At 71.5% G+C, this 21,132-nt stretch carries 19 protein-coding genes; 12 read left to right on the forward strand and 7 right to left on the reverse strand.

The window, feature by feature from the left end:
- The first annotated feature begins 4 nt into the window (after nt 1–4).
- The 5 genes from ACFWJ8_RS06630 (at nt 5) to ACFWJ8_RS06650 (ending at nt 5,744) form a co-directional block, all read left to right on the forward strand.
- Nucleotides 5–1,393 carry an APC family permease gene (locus tag ACFWJ8_RS06630; RefSeq protein WP_378810019.1) on the forward strand — a complete coding sequence of 463 codons (1,389 nt, stop codon included), beginning with the start codon at nt 5–7 and terminating at the stop codon, nt 1,391–1,393.
- Between the two features lie 40 nt (nt 1,394–1,433).
- Nucleotides 1,434–3,407, forward strand: a complete 1,974-nt coding sequence (locus ACFWJ8_RS06635; RefSeq protein WP_378810020.1) for a primary-amine oxidase — start codon at nt 1,434–1,436, stop codon at nt 3,405–3,407.
- A gap of 38 nt (nt 3,408–3,445) precedes the next feature.
- On the forward strand, nt 3,446–4,819 hold the full coding sequence (locus tag ACFWJ8_RS06640; RefSeq protein ID WP_378810021.1) for an NAD-dependent succinate-semialdehyde dehydrogenase: 1,374 nt from the start codon (nt 3,446–3,448) through the stop codon (nt 4,817–4,819).
- A 44-nt stretch (nt 4,820–4,863) separates the two neighbouring features.
- On the forward strand, nt 4,864–5,292 hold the full coding sequence (locus ACFWJ8_RS06645) for a hypothetical protein (RefSeq protein WP_378810022.1): 429 nt from the start codon (nt 4,864–4,866) through the stop codon (nt 5,290–5,292).
- Between the two features lie 86 nt (nt 5,293–5,378).
- Nucleotides 5,379–5,744: a VOC family protein gene (locus ACFWJ8_RS06650; protein ID WP_378810024.1), complete on the forward strand. Its 366-nt coding sequence runs from the start codon at nt 5,379–5,381 to the stop codon at nt 5,742–5,744.
- 42 nt (nt 5,745–5,786) lie between these two features.
- Here the strand turns inward: ACFWJ8_RS06650 and ACFWJ8_RS06655 are convergent, their stop codons facing one another.
- Nucleotides 5,787–6,164 (reverse strand): hypothetical protein, encoded by a 378-nt coding sequence (locus tag ACFWJ8_RS06655; protein WP_378810025.1) that lies wholly within the window; start codon nt 6,162–6,164, stop codon nt 5,787–5,789.
- 19 nt (nt 6,165–6,183) lie between these two features.
- On the opposite strand from ACFWJ8_RS06655, the gene ACFWJ8_RS06660 reads away from it, so the two are divergent.
- Nucleotides 6,184–7,650: a PLP-dependent aminotransferase family protein gene (locus ACFWJ8_RS06660; protein WP_378810026.1), complete on the forward strand. Its 1,467-nt coding sequence runs from the start codon at nt 6,184–6,186 to the stop codon at nt 7,648–7,650.
- Nucleotides 7,651–7,688: 38 nt separating this feature from the next.
- Here the strand turns inward: ACFWJ8_RS06660 and ACFWJ8_RS06665 are convergent, their stop codons facing one another.
- From ACFWJ8_RS06665 to ACFWJ8_RS06680, 4 genes are read right to left on the reverse strand one after another with little or no spacing between them, the layout of a single operon-like run.
- Nucleotides 7,689–8,219 (reverse strand): ribonuclease H, encoded by a 531-nt coding sequence (locus ACFWJ8_RS06665; RefSeq protein ID WP_378810027.1) that lies wholly within the window; start codon nt 8,217–8,219, stop codon nt 7,689–7,691.
- Nucleotides 8,220–8,229: 10 nt separating this feature from the next.
- Nucleotides 8,230–8,736 carry a GbsR/MarR family transcriptional regulator gene (locus tag ACFWJ8_RS06670; protein WP_378810028.1) on the reverse strand — a complete coding sequence of 169 codons (507 nt, stop codon included), beginning with the start codon at nt 8,734–8,736 and terminating at the stop codon, nt 8,230–8,232.
- Entirely contained in the window at nt 8,733–10,352 is a 1,620-nt protein-coding gene (locus ACFWJ8_RS06675) for an ABC transporter permease (RefSeq protein WP_378810030.1), read from the reverse strand. The genes ACFWJ8_RS06670 and ACFWJ8_RS06675 overlap by 4 nt, the downstream gene beginning before the upstream one ends.
- Nucleotides 10,349–11,272: an ABC transporter ATP-binding protein gene (locus ACFWJ8_RS06680; protein ID WP_378810031.1), complete on the reverse strand. Its 924-nt coding sequence runs from the start codon at nt 11,270–11,272 to the stop codon at nt 10,349–10,351. Before ACFWJ8_RS06680 ends, ACFWJ8_RS06675 begins: the two co-directional genes overlap by 4 nt.
- Nucleotides 11,273–11,435: 163 nt before the next feature.
- Between ACFWJ8_RS06680 and ACFWJ8_RS06685 the strand changes: the two genes are divergently transcribed.
- The 5 genes from ACFWJ8_RS06685 to ACFWJ8_RS06705 all read left to right on the forward strand — a co-directional run bounded on the left by ACFWJ8_RS06685 (nt 11,436) and on the right by ACFWJ8_RS06705 (nt 16,299).
- Nucleotides 11,436–12,098 (forward strand): GntR family transcriptional regulator, encoded by a 663-nt coding sequence (locus ACFWJ8_RS06685; protein WP_378810032.1) that lies wholly within the window; start codon nt 11,436–11,438, stop codon nt 12,096–12,098.
- Nucleotides 12,095–13,615 (forward strand): MmgE/PrpD family protein, encoded by a 1,521-nt coding sequence (locus ACFWJ8_RS06690; protein WP_378810034.1) that lies wholly within the window; start codon nt 12,095–12,097, stop codon nt 13,613–13,615. Before ACFWJ8_RS06685 ends, ACFWJ8_RS06690 begins: the two co-directional genes overlap by 4 nt.
- Before the next feature lie 122 nt (nt 13,616–13,737).
- The gene (prpB, locus tag ACFWJ8_RS06695) at nt 13,738–14,655 is read left to right on the forward strand and encodes a methylisocitrate lyase (RefSeq protein WP_378810035.1); all 918 of its coding nucleotides are present in this window, start codon (nt 13,738–13,740) and stop codon (nt 14,653–14,655) included.
- A 1-nt stretch (nt 14,656) separates the two neighbouring features.
- A complete protein-coding gene (locus ACFWJ8_RS06700) occupies nt 14,657–15,847 on the forward strand; it encodes a bifunctional 2-methylcitrate synthase/citrate synthase (RefSeq protein ID WP_378810036.1) in 1,191 nt (396 codons plus the stop codon).
- The gene (locus ACFWJ8_RS06705; protein WP_378810037.1) at nt 15,844–16,299 is read left to right on the forward strand and encodes a hotdog fold thioesterase; all 456 of its coding nucleotides are present in this window, start codon (nt 15,844–15,846) and stop codon (nt 16,297–16,299) included. Before ACFWJ8_RS06700 ends, ACFWJ8_RS06705 begins: the two co-directional genes overlap by 4 nt.
- Before the next feature lie 80 nt (nt 16,300–16,379).
- Here the strand turns inward: ACFWJ8_RS06705 and ACFWJ8_RS06710 are convergent, their stop codons facing one another.
- Both ACFWJ8_RS06710 and ACFWJ8_RS06715 read right to left on the reverse strand, forming a co-directional pair.
- Nucleotides 16,380–18,002, reverse strand: coding sequence for an alcohol dehydrogenase catalytic domain-containing protein (locus ACFWJ8_RS06710; protein WP_378810038.1), 1,623 nt, complete (start codon nt 18,000–18,002; stop codon nt 16,380–16,382).
- Nucleotides 18,003–18,012: 10 nt separating this feature from the next.
- The gene (locus ACFWJ8_RS06715; protein ID WP_378810039.1) at nt 18,013–19,626 is read right to left on the reverse strand and encodes a long-chain-fatty-acid--CoA ligase; all 1,614 of its coding nucleotides are present in this window, start codon (nt 19,624–19,626) and stop codon (nt 18,013–18,015) included.
- 193 nt (nt 19,627–19,819) lie between these two features.
- Here ACFWJ8_RS06715 and ACFWJ8_RS06720 point away from each other — a divergent pair, with 193 nt between their 5' ends.
- Entirely contained in the window at nt 19,820–21,055 is a 1,236-nt protein-coding gene (locus ACFWJ8_RS06720) for a TetR/AcrR family transcriptional regulator (protein WP_378810041.1), read from the forward strand.
- Nucleotides 21,056–21,132: the final 77 nt, after the last annotated feature.

The raw sequence follows: 21,132 nt of genomic DNA on the forward strand, positions 1-21,132 counted from the left end.
TTCCGTGTCTGCATCCTCTGTTCCGGGCATCGAGCCGCGGCTGCGCCGCACCCTCGGGTCCGGCTCGCTGCTGCTGTTCGGCCTGGCGTACATGCTGCCGCTGGCCGTGTTCACCACGTACGGTCTGGTCACCCAGGTCACCGGAGGGCACCTGGCCGGCGCCTACTTCGTCACGACGATCGCGATGCTGTTCACTGCGTACAGCTACGCGAACATGGTGCGCGCCTACCCGCAGTCGGGGTCCGCGTACACGTACACGCAGAAGACCTTCGGCAGGCACCTCGGGTTCCTGACCGGGTGGGCGCTCATGCTCGACTATCTCGTGCTGCCGCTCCTGAACTACCTGATCATCGGGCTGTACCTGAACCAGACCTTCCCCGAGGTCCCGTCCTGGGTGTTCATCGTCGTCTCGGTCGCACTCGTCACGGCGCTCAACGTGATCGGCATCCGCCTGGTGGCCGGCGTCAACCTCGCCCTCGTCGGCATCCAGCTCGTCTTCATCGCGGTCTTCGTCATCACCGGCATCGCCTACGCGTCGGGCCACAACCCGCCGAACCTGCTCGAGCCGTTCTTCGGGGCGAACTCGACGATCGGCAACGTGATGGGCGGCGCCGCGTTCCTCGCACTCGCGTTCCTCGGCTTCGACGCCATCTCGACACTGTCGGAGGAGGCGAAGGACGCACGCCGCACGATCCCTCGTGCCATCGTGCTCTGCACCCTCATCGGCGGGGCGATCTTCATCCTCGTCGCGTACATCGCGGGGCTCGTGTTCCCCGACTACGAGAACTTCCAGAACGCCGACACCGCGTCGCTCGAGCTGATGATGCGCCTGGGCGGCAGCGCGCTGAACGCCTTCTTCACGGCGGCGTACATCGCCGGCAGCTTCGCGTCCGTCATCACGTCGCAGGCGAGCGTCTCGCGCATCCTGTACGCGATGGGCCGCGACGGCCAGCTCCCGCGGCGCGTCTTCGCCGTCGTCCACCCGAGGTTCAACACCCCGTGGCTCGGCATCATCGTCGTCGGCGCCGTCGGGCTGTTCGGCGCGGTCTTCCTCAGCCTGGGCTTCGTCGCCTCGATCATCAACTTCGGCGCCCTCGTCGCGTTCAGCTTCGTGAACCTGGCCGTCTTCAAGCACTACTTCGTGGATCAGCGCAGGCGCGGGCTCGCCGCCGTGCTGAAGTACCTCGTCGTGCCCGCGGTCGGGTTCGCGCTGATGGTGTGGCTGTGGACCAGCCTGTCGATGACCGCGCTCATCACGGGCATCGTGTGGGTCGCGATCGGCCTCCTCGTGCTGCTGATCACGACCGGCGGCTTCCGTCGCCAGCCGCCCGTCATGGACTTCAGCGAGGACGACCCCGCCCAGTCGCCCGCCTCCTCCGTGCCCGCCGCCTGACCGATCGCCGCCCCCTCCGAGAACGCATACAAGGATCCCCATGTCGAACATCACCCTCTCCGCCGCCGCTGCAGCCTCGCTGGTCACGCTCAGCGAGGACGAGATCCGCGCGAACACCCGTCTCCTCCGGGACGCGGGGATCGCGGGGCCGGACACGCACTTCGCCTACGTCGGGCTGGTCGAGCCCGACAAGCGCGCGTTCTACCGCGGTGAGGTGCCGGCGCGCACGGTGCGGTCGTTCCTCATCGACATGCGCAGCGGCGCCTCCCACGACGCGGTGACCTGCCCCGCCGAGGATCGGGTCGTCTCGGTGCGACAGCTGGATCCTGACGTGGACGGGGCGGTGCCGGTCGTCATCCGCGAGTTCTCGCTGGTGGAGGAGGTCGTCCACCAGGACGAGCGCTGGCGGGCGGCCATGGCCAAGCGCGGGCTGACCGACCTCTCCCAGCTGCGCGTGAACCCCCTGTCGGCGGCCGTCCTGGCCGACGACGAGCGCGGCCGGCGGATCCAGCGCTGCTTCACCTTCGTGCAGAAGACGCCCGAGGACCTCGGCTGGGCGCACCCGGTCGACGGCGTGACCGTCATGGTGGACGTCGTCGCCGGCGAGGTCGTCGACGTGATCGACTACGCCGAGCTGCCCGTGCCTCAGGAGGACGGCAACTACCACCTCGCGTCGTGGCGCGGGCCCGACCGTGCGGGCATCAAGCCGATCGAGATCACCCAGCCCGAGGGCCCGAGCTTCACCATCTCGGACGACGGTGTCATCGACTGGCTGGGCTGGCGCCTGCAGGTCGGCTTCGACCAGCGCGAGGGCCTCGTGCTGCACAACGTCACGATCGACGACGGCGACCGCGCACGTCCGGTGCTGTACCGGGCCTCGATCGCCGAGATGGTCGTCCCGTACGGCGATCCGTCGCCGCAGCGGTGGTTCCAGAACTTCTTCGACGGCGGCGAGTACCTGTTCGGCGGCTTCGCGAACTCGCTGGAACTCGGGTGCGACTGCGTGGGCGACATCACGTACCTCGACGCCGTGGTCGCGTCGAACGACGGCACCCCGAACGTCATCAGGCAGGCGATCTGCATCCACGAGGAGGATGCCGGGGTGCTCTGGAAGCACTCGGACAACTGGAACGGCTCCACCGAGGTGCGTCGCAACCGGCGCCTGGTCGTGAGCTTCTTCATGACCGTCGGCAACTACGACTACGGCTTCTACTGGTACTTCGGCCTCGACGGCACGATCGAGTTCGAGCTCAAGGCGACGGGCATCGTCTTCACGAGCGCCATCCCCTACCGGGGCTACCCGTGGGCGTCCGAGGTCGCGCCGGGCCTGGGCGCCCCGAACCACCAGCACCTCTTCAGCGCCCGACTGGACGTCACGATCGACGGGCTCCCCAACGCGGTCGACGAGCTGGAGGCCGCGCGCACGCCCGTCGGGCCGGACAACCCCCACGGCAACGCGTACGTGCAGCAGGTCACGCGGCTCCAGCGTGAGTCCGACGCCCAGCGTGAGGCCGACAACCGCGTCGGCCGGGTGTGGTTCGTCCACAGCAGCGAGCAGACGAACCGGATGGGCGCCCCCACGGGCTGGGTGCTGTACCCCGAGGGCGGGCCGCTCCTCCTGGCCGACCCGTCCTCCGACATCCATCAGCGTGCGACGTTCGCGACCAAGCACCTGTGGGTGACGGCGTACGAGCCGGGCGAGCTCTATCCGGCGGGCGACTTCGTCAACATGCATCCCGGCGGCGCCGGCATCCCCGCATGGGTGCAGGCCGACCGGGCCGTGGACGGTGAGGACATCGTGCTCTGGCACACCTTCGGGCTCACCCACTTCCCCCGTGTCGAGGACTGGCCGATCATGCCGGTCGACACCGCGGGCTTCGTCTTGAAGCCGCACGGCTTCTTCGAGCGCAACCCCTCGGTCGAGATCCCGGCGCCGACGCACTGCCACGTGCCGAGCGGCGACGGGGCCTCGCACCATGACCACGACCACGACCACGGTCACCACGCCCACTGACGCGGCGCCGGCACCTCGGAATCAAGGAGACAGGACACATGATCGCCACCCTCAACCCCACGACCGGCGCCGTCGAGCGCGAGTTCGCCCCGCACACCCCCGAGCAGCTCGAAGAGATCCTGCGGACAGCGGATGCCGCCAACACGGTGCTGGCCGGCACGACGTTCGCCGAGCGGGCGGCGTGGATGCATCGCGCCGCCGACCTGCTCGACGCTGATCTGGAGCAGGCCGCCGCCCTCGCGGCGACGGAGATGGGCAAGACCCTCGGCACCGCCAAGTACGAGGTGACGAAGTCGGCGAACGGCATGCGCTGGTACGCCGACCACGCCGAGCAGTACCTGGCGGACCAGGAGCCGGTCCCGGCTGCGTCCGTGGGAGCCTCGGCGGCGCGCGTCGTCTTCCAGCCCATCGGCACCGTGCTCGCGGTCATGCCGTGGAACTACCCGTACTGGCAGGTGATCCGCTTCGCGGCTCCGGCGCTCATGGCGGGCAACACCGGCATCCTCAAGCACGCGTCGAGCGTTCCGCAGGTCGCGCTGTACCTGGGTGAGCTGTTCGCCCGCGCCGGGTTCCCCGCGGGCTCGTTCCAGACCGTGCTGGTCGAGGGGGCCCGCACCCTCGACCTCATCGCCGACCGGCGCATCAAGGCGGTGACGCTGACCGGCTCGACGGGCGCGGGCGCCGCGGTCGCCGAGGCCGCCGGCCGCCACATCAAGAAGTCGGTGCTCGAGCTGGGCGGGACCGACGCGTTCGTCGTCCTGCCGTCGGCCGACATCGCCCGCGCGGCCGAGTTCGGTGCGGCGTCCCGCACGCAGAACAGCGGCCAGTCCTGCATCTGCGCCAAGCGCTTCTACGTGCACGAGGACGTCTACGACGAGTGGTTCGCAGCGTTCACGGCGAAGATGGCGGTGACCCTCCCCGGTGACCCGTTCGACCCCGCCACCGGCTTCGGACCCATGGCGACAGCATCCGTCCGCGCCGAGGCGCACGAGCTGGTCGAGGACGCCAAGGCCAAGGGCGTGACGGTGCACACCGGCGGCGAACTGCCCGACGGCCCCGGGTTCTTCTACCCGGCGACCGTGCTCACGGGCGTCACCCCCGACATGCGGATTCACCGTGAGGAGTGCTTCGGCCCCGTCGCGTGCGTGTACAAGGTGGCCTCGATCGACGAGGCGATCGCCCAGGCGAACGACTCGGACTTCGGTCTGGCCGCGAGCGTGTGGACGCAGGACCAGGACGAGATCGCCCGCCTCCACGACGAGCTCGCCTTCGGCGCGGTGTTCGCGAACGGCAACTCGGCGTCGTTCTTCGGGCTGCCGTTCGGCGGCGTGAAGGACTCAGGTTACGGCCGCGAGCTCGGCGAGTTCGGCATCCGCGAGTTCGTGAACGCGAAGACGGTGTGGCAGGCCTGACCTCCTCGCCGCGGGCACGATGGTCCCTCTCGGGTGGGATCCTCGTGCCCGACCTCGTCGGCGTGGCGATCGCCCAGCTCGGGCTGTGGGTCGCGATGCTCTGGCACCTGACGGCGTCTCACGCCGATCCGGTCACGTCGCTCGGTGCGATCGGCCTGTGCCTGGGCATCGCGGCCGTCGCCGCCGTCGGCGTGCGACGCGGGCGCGCCGGCTGGAGTCATGTCCTGGTGGACGGGCTCTTCATGGCCGCCGCGGTCGCTGCGGGGGTCGTGCTCGGCGGCGCGGCCGGGCACGGCTCCCACGGACACCCGTCGGCGCTCGACATGAGCGGCCCGGCGCTGCTCGCCGTCGCGGGCGTGTGGGCGCTGGTCCACGCCTACGGGCATCCCGCACGACCGCTCGCACGCGCTCGCCGCGTCGCGACAGCCGTCCCGATGCTCGTGATGTTCGCGGTCATGATCGTCGCCCACTGAAGGTGGCCGGTCGGCGTTCGAGCCCTTGTGCCGCTCCCGGCGGAGGCGGAGACTGACCGGGTCCAAGACGCACGAGAGGACCCACCATGGCTCACGGCGACATCACCCACATCGACATCCCGGTCAGCGACTTCGCGAAGGCCGGCGCGTTCTACTCCGGCCTCTTCGGCTGGCAGATCGCAGAGATCCCCGGCTACGAGGGCTACCCCATGTGGCAGGCGCCCAACAAGATCTCGGGCGGCGGGCTCGCCCCGCGCGACGAGGGCTTCACGCAGCCCCGCTCCTACGTCGAGGTCGACTCCATCGACGAGACCCTCGCCAAGGCGAAGGACTCCGGCGGCACGGTGGTGAAGGAGAAGACCGAGATCTCGCCCACGAGCTGGTGGGCCGTGATCGAGGACCTCGACGGCAACACCATCGCCCTGTACGAGGGCACCACCGACGCCGGCTGACGGTCTGGGGGTGCGGCATCCCTCGTCCTTCGCGCACGCGGGTCAGCGCGGCGTCCGCGGCTGACTCGACGCTCCGATGTCGGGAGGGGATGCCGCGACCCCGGCCGTGACCGTGCGCCGAGGTGCGCGCTGCAGGCCCCCGTCGGCGCGGCCGGCCAGGAGGTCGCGCACGCGCAGGTCGCGGCGCCCGGGCACCGCGCGGAGCTGCGCGGCGACCTCGCGGACGAGGGCGACGGTCGACGTCGGCCGGAGCCCTGACGCCGGCCGCCATGCGCCGGCCACGTCACCGAGGACGGGTCGGAGCGCCTCGTCGTGGCAGCGGGCGTCGTCGCCGGCGATCCACGCCACGAGCTCTCCGATGGTCCAATCGAGACTGACTGGACTGGTCGTCGCCGGAACGCTGGTGTGGGTGCGGAACATTGGACCAGAATGCGGTGTCATGACGACCGTTGACAGGGCCAATGAGCGGCTGGTGGACCACCGGGTGGCCCTCGGCGGCACGGTGGAGGCATCCCGTCTCGCCGCCCGGCTCGGGCGGTGGGCGCACGGCGACGGCACGCTGACCGTGCGCCTGGCGGAGGCCATCGCCGCACTCGTCGAGGGCGGCGAGCTGCGCCCGGGCGACCGACTGCCTCCCGAGCGCGGCCTCGCCACCGCGATCTCGGTCTCGCGCGGCACCGTCGTCGCGGCGTACGCGCTGCTGGCAGAGGACGAACTCGTCGAGCGGCGGCAGGGGAGCGGAACGCGCATCGCCGGGCACCTCGGCGCCGCCGTGCCGGGCCGGGAGCGCACCGCGCGCGGCGAGAGCCTGTTCTCGGCGCTGCCGTCGGGGATCGACCTGCTGCGGGCGGTGCCCGCGATGCCGCAGCTGGCGCTCGACATCGTGCGCGCCCATGCGCCGACGCTCGACCCGGTGACGCTCGCCGAGACCGACCCGGCGGGACTCCCGATCCTGCGCGCACGCATCGCCGCGCTCTTCGAGGAGGAGGGCACGCCGGCCACCGCGGCGCAGATCCTGGTGACCCACGGCGCGCAGCAGGCGATCAGCCTCGTCGTGGACGAACTGGTGTCGCCGGGCGATGTCGTGCTCACCGAATCGGTGACGTGGCCGGGGCTCGCCGACTCCGTGCGTCGTCGGGGCGGCCGCGTGCACGGCATCACGATCGGCCCCGACGGGGTGGACGTCGACGAGCTCGAAGCGGCCGTGGTCGCCTTGCGGCCCGTGCTGATCGCCGTGAATCCGCACCACCACAACCCGACCGGCACGCGCCTGCCCGCTCCCGCGCGGCAGCGGCTCGCCGATCTGTCGGCCGAATACGGCGTGCCCGTGTTGGAGGACCGCGTGCTCGCGCACGTCTCGTTCGACGGCGTCGTGCCGCCCACTCTCGCGGCGCTGCGCCCCGACGCACCGATCATCGTGGTGGACTCGCTGTCGAAGTGGTGCTGGTCCGGTCTGCGTGTGGGCTGGCTGCGGGCGGACCCGGTGCTCGTGCGGCGCCTGCGCGGCGTGCGCCAGCTCGTCGACCAGTCGACCAGCGTCCCCGCTCAGCTGCTCGCCCTCGACCTCGTCGAGCAGTCCCGCGCGCTGCGCCTCGACGTGAGCACCACGCACGCGGCGGCGGCCGCGCAGCTCGCGGACGCGATCGCCGAGCACCTTCCGGGGTGGCAGGCCACCCCGCCGCGCGGCGGCCTCGCGATGTGGGCTCGGCTGCCCGTGGGGTCGGCGACGGCCTTCGCGCGCGTCGCGGCGATGCGCGGCGTCTCGGTCGCCGGCGGCACCGAGTTCACGGCATCCATCACCTACGACGACCACATCCGGCTGCCGTACACGGCCCCGCAGCCCGTGCTGCAGGAGGGCGTACAGCGTCTCGGCGCGGCATGGCAGGAGTACCGCGCGCAGCTCTGAGGCGATGCCGTCGGGGTGGGCGGCGCGGACGTCCTGCTTCAGCGTCCGTTCTTGGGGCGCTCGGACACGTCGATGCGGTCCTGCGCGCCCAGCGACGACCACGCGCTCGCGACGCCCTTCGCCGCGTGCTCGGACGCGCGCACCGCGCGCTCATCGGCCCAGGCGTTCAGCACGTGGCCGGAGTGGCCGCGGACGTGCTCGAGCACGACGTCGGGAAGGCCCGCGGCACGGCGGGCGTCGCGCGCGGCGATGAGCTCCTCGAGGATGTCGACGTTCTTGGTGGGCGCGCCGGTGGAGGTCTTCCACCCGCGGCGGCGGTGGCCGTCCATCCACTTCGTGTACGTGTCGATCGCGTACTTCGAGTCGGCCTGCACGACGAGGTGGGCGACGTCGGCGTGGTCCTCGATGGCCTTCAGCAGTCCGGTGAGCTCGCCGATGTTGTTCGTGCCCATCGGGATCGCGCCCGCGGCCCAGTGCCCGTCCTCGCCGACCCACGCCCAGCCCGTCGGGCCGGGGTTGCCCTTGCAGGCTCCGTCGGTGGCAACGATGTAGCGGGGCGCGTCGGTCACTCGGGCAAGGCTACCCGTCCCCGTCGCCACCGCCGGGCGCGTCGCCCGCGGGCGCCCGCTGCGCCCGCCACTCGTCGACCAGCTCGGGCATCCTCGTGGCGAGGTACCGCATGAAGTCCGCGATGTCGCGCGCGCGCTCGACGGATGCCGGCGCGTCCGGATTCTCGTCGGCGATGCGATCCATGTACCCGGCGAGGCTCGAATACAGCGGCGCGTTCGACGTGATCATGCCGAGCCACGCGTCGCCCGTGAGGTCGTAGCGGTCGCGCCGGTCGCCCGGACGCGACAGCCGGTGGATGAGCCGCATCGAGGTGAGGTAGCGGACCGCGCCCGACACGGCACCGGCCGACACCCCCAGGCGGTCGGCGAGGTCCGCGGCCGTGTACCCCTCGTCGGGAGAGCCCACGAGGGCCATCAGCACCCGCGCCGGCATCCGCGACATCCCCGCCGCCGTCAGCATCGCCGCGGCCTGCTCGGCCGCCTCGGTGCCCGCGTGCTCCCCGGTCACGTCGGTCACCCGGCCGATGCCAGTTCGCGCCGGCGCATGAGGGTGAGGGATGCCGCCGCCCCGGCCGCCACCGCCAGCAGCAGCCACCACATTCCGCGCAGGTCCACCTCGTTGCCGCTCGGCACCGGCGCCACCGAGAACGGCGACAGGTTCGTCACCCACTCCGGCAGGCCCAGCAGCGGCCCGAACAGGCCGAACACGATCGCCGCAGTGACGAGGGTCCAGCCGAGCGGGATCGTCCACCGCGGGGCGATCGTGAAGACGAGCGCGGTCAGTACCAGGAAGACGGATGCCGCGATCGCCTGGCCCCACGCCGCGACGAAGGCGTCGCCGGTCAGGTCTGCACCGTTGTCGAGCCCCGCCGCGCCGGCCCATGCGCCCAGGAACGCCGCTGCGCACGTCAGGACGATGGCGATGAACCCGATGACGACGAAGTCCGCGAGCCAGCGCACACGCTGCACGGGAGTGGCGAGGACGGGCTCGGCCGTGCCGTGCGCCTCCTCCTGACGGGCGCGCGCCACCGTCTGCACACCGGCGCACGCGGCGAGCAGGCCCACCATCGTGAAGAACACGACGACGACCGCCTGCTCGAGGTCGGCCTCGGCGGAGAGAGCCTTGAGCATGTCGGCGACCGCAGGGTTGTCCGAACCCATCTCGTTCACGACGGAGCCGAGCGAGGTCGACAGGGCCCCCGCGAAGAACGCGCCCGCCATCCAGCCGATCGTCGACCCTGACGCCAGCCGCGTGACCAGCGCCGTCGTCGACGACAGCGCCGGACGCGCCGCGGCCCGCCCGCGCCGCTCGGGCACGATGCTCGCACCGAGATCGCGCACGGTCTGCAGCGCCAGGGCCGCCCCCGCGAACACGACGAACGCGGCGAGGCACAGCAGTGCCGGCCACCACAGGTTCTCATCGAAGGCGCGGGTGTTCTCGGCCCAGCCGAAGGGCGAGAGCCACGTCAGCCACGAGCTCTCCATGTGGGTCAGGTCGTCGCTGGGCGTGCCGACGGCGTTGCCGATGCCGGCGACGAAGAAGCTCACCACGAGCACCCACACGGCCAGCGAGTTCGCACCACGCGACGTGCGCATCAGCTGCGCCGAGAGCAGCGCGACGCCCAGGAACGTCAGGCCGCCGCATGCGGCGGTGAACCCGGCCAGCCAGGAGCCTTCCGCGGGCGATCCGCCCGCGAGGAAGGCGGCGGCGACGAGGATGCCGAGCAGCACGTTCGCGAACAGGCCGTGGACGATCGTGGCCACGGTCGGCACCGACCTTCCCGCCGTCGTCGCCGCGACGAGCTCGAGACGACCGGCCTCCTCGTCGCCCCGCGTGTGGCGGACCGCCAGGAACGCGCTCATGAAGGCCGCCATCATGACGAGGAACGGCATGAGGAGGAAGACGATGAACGTCTGCTCTCCAGGCCCTGACGGCAGGCCGCGGAACAGCAGGATCACCGGGTTGGCCATGACGGTGGCGAGCAGCGCCGTGCGCTCCTGTTCGCTGCCGTACGTGTTGGCGGCGCCGGAGAGACCGGCGAACGCGAGCGCCATCGTGCCGCCGATCCACAGGGTCAGCTGCAGCCAGTCGCGGCGGAGCCGCTGCACGAGCAGCGTCGTGAGCCGGCTCATCGCCCGTTCCCCTCCAGGACGGCGAGGTCGTCGCCGTAGTGACGGAGGAAGAGCTCCTCGAGCGACGGCGGTGCCACCCGCAGTCCGGCCACGCCCAGGCGGGAGAGCTCGGGGAGCACGCCCGTGACCTGGTCGCTGTCGACGGTGAAGCGCACGCGGCCGTCCTCCACGAGCGCGTCGTGCGCCGCCGCGAGCGCGGCGACGGGAGCGGCATCGGTCCCCTCGTAAGAGACCTCGGTGCGGGTGAGGTGCCGCATGTCGGCGAGGGTGCCGCTCTCGACGATGCGTCCGGCGCGGATGATCGAGACACGATCGCACAGCTGCTCGACCTCCGACAGGATGTGACTCGACAGCAGCACCGTCGCGCCCGCGGCGTGGACGCGCACGACCTCGCGGCGGAACATCACGTCCATGAGCGGGTCGAGCCCGCTCGTCGGCTCGTCGAGGATGTACAGGTCGGCGGGGACGGCGAACGCCGCGATGAGCGCCACCTTCTGCCGGTTGCCCTTCGAGTACGCCCGGCCCTTCTTGCGGGGGTCGAACTGGAAGGCCTCCATGAGGCGCGCCTTCTCGTCGAGGTAGGCCTTGTCGTGGCGCGAGGCCCCGCGCAGGCGCGCGAGCAGGTCGATGGCCTCACCCCCGGACAGGTTCGGCCACACGCTCACGTCGCCGGGGATGTACGCGACGCGTCGGTGGATCTTCACCGCGTCGCGCCAGGGCTGCAGGCCGAAGACGGATGCCTCGCCCCCGGTCTTCCGCGCGAGTCCGAGCAGCACGCGGATCGTGGTGGACTTCCCGGCCCCGTTGGGGCCCAGGAACCCGTGGACCTGCCCCTCCTCGACCGTGAGGTCGAGCCCGTCGAGGGCGTGCACGCGGCCGTAGTGCTTGGTCAGGCCGCTGGTGACGATGACTGTCGACATGGCGGTGACGCTACGCCGATTTCACAATTTCCTGAATACTCCTCACGCTTTCCTCACGCCCCGTCAACGGTGTATACGATGCGTGCCACTTCTGGCTTGAACGGTCCAGTCTGGCGAGTTTATGTATACACTGAGCGGAGTTCCTGACGAGGAGGTGAAGCGGATGCGTGCCAGCGACCGCGCCTACGCGACCCTCCTCGACGAGATCCAGTCGGGCGTCCTGAGCCCCGGCACCGTCCTCGGCGAAGTCGACCAGGCCACTCGCCTCGGCGTCAGCCGCACTCCGCTGCGCGAAGCCCTCGGTCGCCTCGGCGCCGACGGCCTCGTCGCCCAGCAGTCACCCCGCGTCACCGTGGTCACCGCGATCGACGCCGGCGACATCCGCGAGATCTTCGAGGTGCGCCGGGCGCTCGAGGAGTCGGCCGCCCGCCTGGCCGCCGAACGGGGGGATGCCGCGGCCTTCGCCGCGCTGGCGCTCGACTTCGCGCGCGTCGACCTCGGCACCGCCCGCGGCGCAGACGGCTACTACGCGCTCATCGCGCGCTTCGACGCGACGCTCGACTCGTCGGTCGCGAACGACTACCTCACCGCCGCGCTGCGCACGGTGCGCACTCACCTCGTGCGGGTCCGCAGGCTCGCACGCGACAATCCCGCCCGGCTGGCGGCATCCGTCTCGGAGCACCGCCTCATCGCCTCCGCGATCGCGGCGGGCGACGCCGACCTCGCCGCGCACGCCACCCACGTCCACCTGCACAACGCGCTCGAGAGCATCCTCGGTGCCCTCGACGCCTCGACAAGCTCAGCGACCCAGAAAGGCGCGTCATGACCGTCACCCACCACCTCCGCGTCCACCGCAGCGACGAGAACCTCGCCCGCGAGGGCCAGCTCGCCTGGCACCTCGCCGAGATCGCCGCGGACCCCGTCGAGGTCGACGCCGACGTCGTCGACATGATCATCAACCGCGTCATCGACAACGCGGCCGTGGCGGCGGCATCCCTCACCCGCGCGCCCGTGAGCGCCGCGCGCCAGCAGGCGCTAGACCACGCCGTCTCGGTGGGCGGCTCCGGCGCGACCGTCTTCGGCTGCGCCCTCGACCGCAAGACCTCGCCCGAATGGGCGGCGTGGGCCAACGGCGTCGCCGTGCGCGAGCTCGACTACCACGACACGTTCCTCGCTGCCGAGTACTCGCACCCGGGCGACAACATCCCGCCGATCGTCGCGGTCGCCCAGCACGTCGGCGCCGACGGCCACGCGCTCGTGCGCGGCCTCGCGACCGGCTACGAGATCCAGATCGACCTCGTCCGCGCCATCAGCCTCCACAAGCACAAGATCGACCACGTGGCGCACCTCGGTCCGTCGGCAGCCGCGGGCATCGGCACGCTGCTCGGCCTCGACGTCGAGACGATCTACCAGGCGATCGGCCAGGCGCTGCACACGACGACCGCGACGCGGCAGTCCCGCAAGGGCGAGATCTCGACGTGGAAGGCGCACGCCCCCGCGTTCGCCGGCAAGATGGCGATCGAGGCCGTCGACCGCGCGATGCGCGGCGAGACGTCGCCGTCGCCGATCTACGAGGGCGAGGACGGCGTCATCGCGTGGCTGCTCGACGGCCCCGATGCCACGTACGAGGTGCCGCTTCCCGGCGCCGGCGAGCCCAAGCGCGGCATCCTGGACTCCTACACGAAGGAGCACTCGGCCGAGTACCAGGCGCAGGCCTGGATCGACCTGGCCCGCAAGCTGCACAACGAGGCGTCGTTCGACCCGGCGGATGTCGAGTCGATCGTGCTGCACACGTCGCACCACACGCACTACGTCATCGGCTCGGGCGCGAACGACCCGCAGAAGTACGACCCGACGGCATCCCGTGAGACGCTCGACCACTCGATCCCGTACATCTTCGCTGTCGCGCTGCAGGACGGCGGCTGGCACCACGTCGACTCGTACACCCCCGAGCGCGCACAGCGCCCCGACACCGTCGCGCTGTGGCACAAGATCACGACGGCCGAGGACGCCGAGTGGACGCGCCGCTACCACTCCGAGGACCCGAACGAGAAGGCCTTCGGCGGCCGCGTCGAGATCCGCCTCACCGACGGCACCGTGATCGAGGACGAGATCGCCGTCGCCGACGCGCACCCGCTCGGCGCCCGGCCGTTCGCGCGCGAGGACTACGTGCGCAAGTTCCGCCTGCTCGCCGAGCCCGTGCTGACGGCCGACGAGATCGAGCGCTTCCTCGACCTCGCCCAGCGCCTGCCGGAGCTCACCGCCGACGAGGTGCAGCAGCTCACGGTCGTGGCCGACTTCGGCGTGCTCGCCGGCGCCCCCGCACCCAAGGGGCTGTTCTGATGCGGCGCTTGGCGGGGCGGGGCGTCGAGAATTCAGGACGCATGGCGGTCTCCGTCGATCGCGGGGGCTCGCGGACGGCGTGTCTCCTGAATCCTCAACGCGAGAAGGCCGAGGACTGACCGATGCTGTACTCCACCGTCCCGGCGCACGAGAAGCGCCGCCTGTTCCGCGAGCGGCTGGCCTCGGGCGAGCTGCTGCGCTTCCCGGGGGCGTTCAACCCGCTCACCGCGAAGCTCATCGAGCGCAAGGGGTTCGAGGGCGTCTACATCTCGGGCGCCGTGCTGTCGGCCGACCTCGGCCTGCCCGACATCGGGCTCACGACGCTCAGCGAGGTCGCCGGCCGCGGTCAGCAGATCGCGCGCATGACCGACCTGCCGGCGATCATCGACGCCGACACCGGGTTCGGCGAGCCGATGAACGTCGCCCGCACGATCCAGACGCTCGAGGACGCGGGTCTTGCCGGTACCCACATCGAGGACCAGATCAACCCGAAGCGCTGCGGTCACCTCGACGGCAAGGCCGTCGTCGACGAGGACACCGCCATCAAGCGCATCCGCGCCGCAGCCGACGCGCGCCGGGACCCGAACTTCCTCATCATGGCGCGGACCGACATCCGCGCGGTGGAAGGACTGGATGCCGCCGTCCGGCGCGCGCAGGCGCTCGTGGATGCCGGAGCCGACGCGATCTTCCCCGAGGCGATGCGCACGCTCGACGAGTTCGAGGCGGTCCGCAAGGCCGTGGACGTGCCGATCCTCGCCAACATGACCGAGTTCGGCAAGTCCGACCTGTTCAGCGTCGACCAGCTGCGCGACGTCGGCGTCAACATCGTGATCTGGCCCGTCTCGCTGCTGCGGATCGCGATGGGTGCGGCATCCCGCGCACTCGATACGCTCGTCGAGGACGGCCACCTGACGTCGAAGCTCGGCGAGATGCAGCACCGTGCCGACCTCTACGACCTCATCGACTACGAGCAGTACAACCACTTCGACACCTCGGTGTTCAACTTCCAGATCGCCCAGCCCGAAAGAACAGGGGACTGACATGACCGAACCCGACATCCGGAAGGGCCTCGCCGGCGTCGTCGTGGACTACACGGCGGTCTCGAAGGTCAACCCCGAGACGAACTCGCTGCTGTACCGCGGGTACCCCGTGCAGGAGCTCGCGGCCACGCAGCCGTTCGAGGCGGTCGCCTATCTGCTGTGGAACGGCGAGCTTCCCGATGCCGAGCAGCTCGCCGAGCTGCGGCTGACCGAGCGCGCGCACCGCGGGATCCCCGACGACGTGCGCACCACGATCGACCTCGTGCCGCTGGACGCGCACCCGATGGACGAGGTGCGCACCGCGGTGAGCCTCATCGGCGCGCGGGACCTCGCCGGCACCGGGTCGGTCCTCGACGCCAGCGGCAGTGTCGAGCAGAACCTCGAGCGCAGCGTCCGGCTCTTCGCCGTGCTGCCCGCGATCGTCGCCTACGGCCAGCGCCGTCGCCGCGGCCTGCCGCCCGTCGCGCCGCGCGACGACCTCGACTACGCCGCCAACTTCCTGTGGATGACCTTCGGCGAGGAGGCCGACGAGGTCGTCGTCGACGCCTTCAACCGCTCGATGATCCTGTACGGCGAACACTCGTTCAACGCCTCGACGTTCACCGCCCGCGTGATCACCTCGACGCTCAGCGACCTCTACTCGGCCGTCGTCGGGGCCATCGGCGCACTCAAGGGACCGCTCCACGGCGGCGCGAACGAGGCTGTGCTGCACATCTTCGACGAGATCGGCTCGGCAGAGAACGTGGCGGCGTGGCTCGACCAGGCCCTCGCCGAGAAGCGCAAGATCATGGGCTTCGGTCACCGCGTCTACAAGCGCGGCGACTCGCGCGTGCCGACCATGAAGGCCGCGCTGGACACGCTCGTCGAGCACTATGACCGCCCCGACGTCGCGGCGCTGTACGACACCCTCGAGTCCGAGTTCGTGGCGCGCAAGGGCATCTACCCGAACCTCGACTACCCGTCGGGTCCGGCGTACAACCTCATCGGTTTCGACACCGAGACCTTCACGCCGCTGTTCGTGGCGGCCCGCGTGACGGGGTGGACGGCGCACATCATGGAGCAGCTCGCCTCGAACGCGCTGATCCGCCCGCTGTCGGAGTACAACGGGCCCGACGAGCGCCACATCGACGGCTATGTCGCCGACACCGCGGCGCTCGCCGTCGCGGACCGGGCAGAAGAAGCGGCCGGATGACGCTCTGGTTCGGCGATGTCGCCGCCGTCGACCTTCCGGCGATGGCGGGCGGCACGCTGATCGAGAACCTCGGCATCGAGATCGTCGAGATCCGTGACGACGCGCTGGTGGGACGGATGCCGGTCGACCGGCGCACCGTGCAGCCTGCCGGGGTGCTGCACGGCGGGGCGTCCGTCGCGCTCGCCGAGACCCTCGCGTCGTGGGCGGGCTACCTCGCCGTCGACCGCGAGCGGTTCCACGTCGTCGGCCAGGAGATCAACGCCAACCACATCCGCCCGATCTCGTCGGGCTGGGTGACCGCGACGGTGACACCCGCCAACATCGGTCGGCGCGCGCACGTGTGGGAGATCCGCATCGTCGACGACGCGTCGCGGCTGGTGTGCATCTCGCGGTGCACGCTCGCGGTCATCGAGCAGCGCAGCACGTACTCGACGCCCGACGCCCGCGCCTAGGGACTGGCCACACTCGGGGATCCCGCGAGACTCGGACCGATGCGCGCCATCTGTCCGAGCCTCGCGGGATCTCCGAGTCTTCAGTCGTGCGGGGCGCGCGCGACCGGGCGGTCCGGGTCCTCCTCCAGGACGAAGAAGTACGCGCGACCGCGATCGGCGGCATCCCTCCCCGTCATCACCCCGAGCACCGCATCGGGGGCGAGCCGGACGAACAGGTCGACGATCGCCTGGCCGTCGTAGAACATCGCCGCGGTCGGGATGCCGTCGTACGATGCCGTGCGCAGCGTCGCGCCGCCCCGGGCCAGTGCGAGGTCCTCGACGAGCGAGCCGTCGTCGCGCTCGCAGACGATGGGCGACACGTCGTCCTCGGACCGGAAGAGCTTGCCGTACCAGCGGTGGCGCTCCAGCAGTCGCCCGGCGCGGTGGCCGCGCGTCACGCCCCAGCCGCGCCACAGGCCGCGCAGCTGGTCCGGCGCGACCGGCGGCAGGGAGCGCCACAGCACGGGCAGGTCGTCGTCGGGCACGGTGCCCGCACGCAGCGCGTCGATGAGCGGAGCCGGGGATGCCGCCACCGCCGTCTCACCGGCATCCCGATCCATCATCAGCACCGGCTTGATCGCACGGCCGGCGCGCACGTCGTCGAGCGCCCCGCCGATGTCGGCGAAGTCGTAGGCGGTGACGAGGCGCTCGACGGGAAGGCGCCCGGCGCGCCACAGCGCGGCCAGCAGCGCGACGTCGCGTGCGACGACCGCGTCGCCTTCGATGACGCCGACGAGCGTGCGGCCCCACAGCAGCCGCGACTGCGACACCGTGACGGGGTTCGCGCCGGGCTTGAGTGCGACGGTCGCCACGACCCCGCGCGGGGCGAGGGCGGCGAGCGCAGCCTCCGTCGTGCCCTGGGTGCCGACCGTGTCGAGCGCATGGGTGAACCCCGTCATGGCGGCGAGGGACGACGGGTCGTGCGCTGCGGTGGCGCCGAGCTCGAGCGCGAGCGCCCGACGCGCGGCCAGTGGATCGCTCACCGCGATGCGCGAGACGCCGCGGTGACGGGCGGCCATGACGGCGGCGAGGCCCGTCGTGCCCGCCCCGAGCACGAGCAGCCCATCGCCGGGACCGGGTCGCAGGGCGTTCAGCACGGTTCCGGCGCCGGTGAGGACGCCGCACCCGAGGGGCGCGGCAACGGGCCACGGCACATCGTCGCCGACGACCGCGACGCTCGACGCGGGCGTCACCACGTGCTCGGCCCACGAGGACTGCGACATCCAGCCCGTGTTCACGCGCTCGTCGCCGGCCAGGGCGTCACGGGTCCCGTAGTTCAGCTCCCCGAACCGGGCGCAGTACGCGGGATGCCCGTCGGCGCACGCGCGGCACGATCCGCACGATGCGAAGCCCAGTACGACGTGGTCGCCGGGATGGATGCCGCCGACCCGGCCGCCGACGGCGAGCACGATTCCTGCGCCCTCATGCCCGAACACCGCGGGGAATCGGTCGCCGGCCCCGCCGTCCAGGCCGAACAGGTCGGTGGGACACACGCCCGACGCCATGATCCGCACCACGACGTCGTCGGGGCCGGGTGCCGGCAGAGTGACCTCGGTGAGGACGGCCGTGCCGCCGCGCTCCCGGACCACCGCGGCCCTCGTCGGGACAGGCGCGGCGATCGGCGCCGGGTCGATCGCCCGCGCGGCGTCGATCGTGTCGGTCATGCGGGTACGTTCACGCCGGGGCGAGCTCGCGGTCGGCCGCGCGCAGCGCGACCTTGTTGACCTTGCCGGCGGCGTTGCGGGGGAGCGCCGGCACCATGACGAGCGCCTTGGGCTGCTTGAACCGCGCGAGCTTGTCGCCGAGCCATGCCTGCAGCTCGTCGATCGTCAGCTCCTCGCCGGGCGCGATTGCGACCGCTGCGACGGCCACCTCGCCCCAGCGCTCGTCCGCACGCCCGTAGATGGCGGCATCCACGATCTTCGGGTGCGCGAACAGCACGTTCTCGACCTCGGCGCAGTACACGTTCTCGCCGCCGGAGATGATCATGTCCTTCTTGCGGTCCACGACCCACACGAAACCCTCTTCGTCCTGCCGGACGAGGTCCCCGGAGTGGAACCAGCCGCCCTCGAACGCCTCCGCGGTCTCGGCCGGCTTGCGCCAGTACCCCTTCATCAGGTTGGGTCCGCGGTACAGGATCTCGCCCACCTCGCCGCGCTCGACGTCGTTCAGCTCCTCGTCGACCACGCGGTACTGCAGGGTCGGGATGGGGCGGCCGACCGAACCCAGCTTGCGCAGCGAGTCCTCGCCGCTCAGAGCACACGTGATGGGGGTCATCTCGGTCTGCCCGAACACCGCGACGTTGATCGCCCGCGGGAAGCGGTCGCTCATCTGGCGCAGGAGCGTGTCGGAGGCCGGCGCCGCTCCCCAGCTGATGATGCGCAGGTGCAGGTCGCGGTCCGCGATCGTCGGGTCGGCGCAGATCGCCTGCCACTGCTGCGGCACGTTGAAGACGATGGTCGCCTTCTCCCTCTCCCAGGCGTCGAGCAGCTCGGTCGGGTTGAAGGCGCCCAGCGGGTGGATCACGGTGACGATCCCGATGACGAAGTTCGGTGCGATCGATCCCAGCCCCGCGATGTGGAACAGGGGTGCGGTCATGAACGAGATGTCGTCCTCGCCGAACACCTGGTTCACGCGCAGCAGCGTGAGGCTCTGCGCGAAGAGGTTGACGTGGTCGAGCATCGCGCCCTTCGGGCGGCCGGTGGTGCCGGACGTGTACATGATGAGGCACGTGGTGTCCTCGGGGACGTCGGGGGCCCCGAAGCCGTCCGGGTCCTCGGCGACGAGGTCCGCCCACGACTCCTGCCCTTCGACAGGCTCAGGGACCGGACCGGCCGCCGACGCCGTCGAGGCGTCGCCGATCACGATGACCTTCTTGACGCGGTCGGTGATCTGCGCGACCGCGCCGACCAGCGGGGCGAGCGGCGCCTCGACGATGAGGACGTCGGCATCGGCGTCGTCCACGATGTACGCGATCTCGGGTGGGGTGAGGCGGATGTTGATCGGCACGGCGATGGCGCCGAGGCGGTTGATGCCGAAGACCGAGAGGACGACCTCGGGGCGGTTCAGGGTCAGCAGCAGGACGCGGTCGCCGAAGCCGACACCGCGGCGCGCGAGCGCGGCGGCGAAGGCGTCCATGCGCGCGGCGGCCTGGCGCCATGTGATCGTCTCGCCGAGGAACCTGAAGGCGGCGGCATCCGGCTTCATCTCGGCGTGCGTCGCGACCTGATTCATCCAGTGGTTGCGCCGCGCGGCGGCGGGGATCGCGGAGGGGGCGGCGTCGGTCATCGGGTTGCCTCTCGTCACGTCGTCGTACGGATGCCGCGACTCTGCGACACCGGGGCTGGTGTGTCGAGTATGACACCGGGATCGCCCGATGTCACGCGTTTTGTTAACCCGGATTCACATGGGTCGATGCGATCCAAGTGAACCGTGCCTCGCGCCTCGGCCCTGGTGCCGGGGCCGCGGGTAGGCTGAGCCCATGCCCGCCGCCGTGCCTGCCGCAGCCCCGCGCACGCGGCCCCGCGACCGCAAGCGCCGCATCGAGGAGGCTGCCGCGCTCGCCTTCGCGCAGCACGGCTATCACGCGGTCGGCATGCAGGACATCGCGGCAGCCGTCGGCATCTCGGCGCCCGCGCTGTACCGCCACTTCCCGAACAAGTACGCGCTGTTCGTGCGCACGGCCTTCACCCTGGCCCATCGGCTCGTCGAAGACACCGATGCCGCGGCGGCCCTGCCGCTCGGCACCCCGGACGAGGCCCGGGCCGCGCTCGACGCGCTGGTCGAGGCCGTCATCGCCACCACGGTGGAACTGCGGGCCACCGGCGGCATCTACCGCTGGGAGGGGCGCTACCTCGAGCACGACGATCGTGAGCTGCTGACCTCCGAGTTCCGTACGCTCCGCCGCCGGTTCGAGGCCGCGCACGCGGGCTTCCGCCCGGCCGTCGCCGAGGTGGACCGCGGGCTTCTGGTGCTCGCCGCGCTGAGCGCGATCGCCAGCATCACCGCCCACCACACCACGGTCGCCGCCCGCACGCTGCGCGCGCTGCTCGCCGGTGCCGCGTGGCGCGCCCTCGACGGCTCGCTCCCCTCGCCCGGATCGGTGGATGCTGCACCTCCACCCGACCCGCACGCCGAGGCGTCGGCCGATCAGGGCCGGCGGGCGCGGCTCATCGACGCGGCCATCCGGCAGTTCGCCGCACGCGGGTACAACGAGGCGACCATCGAGGACATCGCCGTCGCGGTCGACCTCACGCCCTCCGGCGTCTACCGCCACTTCGACGGCAAGTCCGCCCTGCTGCTCGCGGCCTGCGACCGCGCCGCCGTGTCGCTGGAGCGCGCCGTGCTCCGCGCGCGCGAGGAGGCGGCATCCCCGTCCGAGTTGATGCACGGGCTCGTCCGTGCGTACGTCGCCCACACGTTCGGCAACCTCGAGCTCACGCGCGTGTACTTCTCCGAGATCGCCAACCTCGCCCCCGACGAGCAGCGCCGGCTGCGCGCCCTCCAGCGCGCGCACGTCGCCGACTGGGTCGCGGTGCTGCAGGCGGTGCGCCCGGAGCTCGGCGGTCGCGAGGCCGCTGTGCTCGTCCACGCGGGGCTCGGGGTCGTGGCCGACCAGGCTCCGCTGCTGTCCGTGGGCGACGCGGCCGCCGCCGAGCGCCTCGCATGCCTCGTCGAGATCGTGCTCGGCGTGCGTGCGGCCGCCGACCCGGCGTGAGGCGCCGGCGCGGCATCCCTCCGGCGTGTGCACCCGGCGGCGGAACTCTTCGGCGATGCCGGCCCGGGTCGGTTCGG

This window comes from Microbacterium sp. NPDC058389 (assembly GCF_042722305.1).
In the GTDB taxonomy this organism is placed as follows: Bacteria; Actinomycetota; Actinomycetes; order Actinomycetales; family Microbacteriaceae; genus Microbacterium.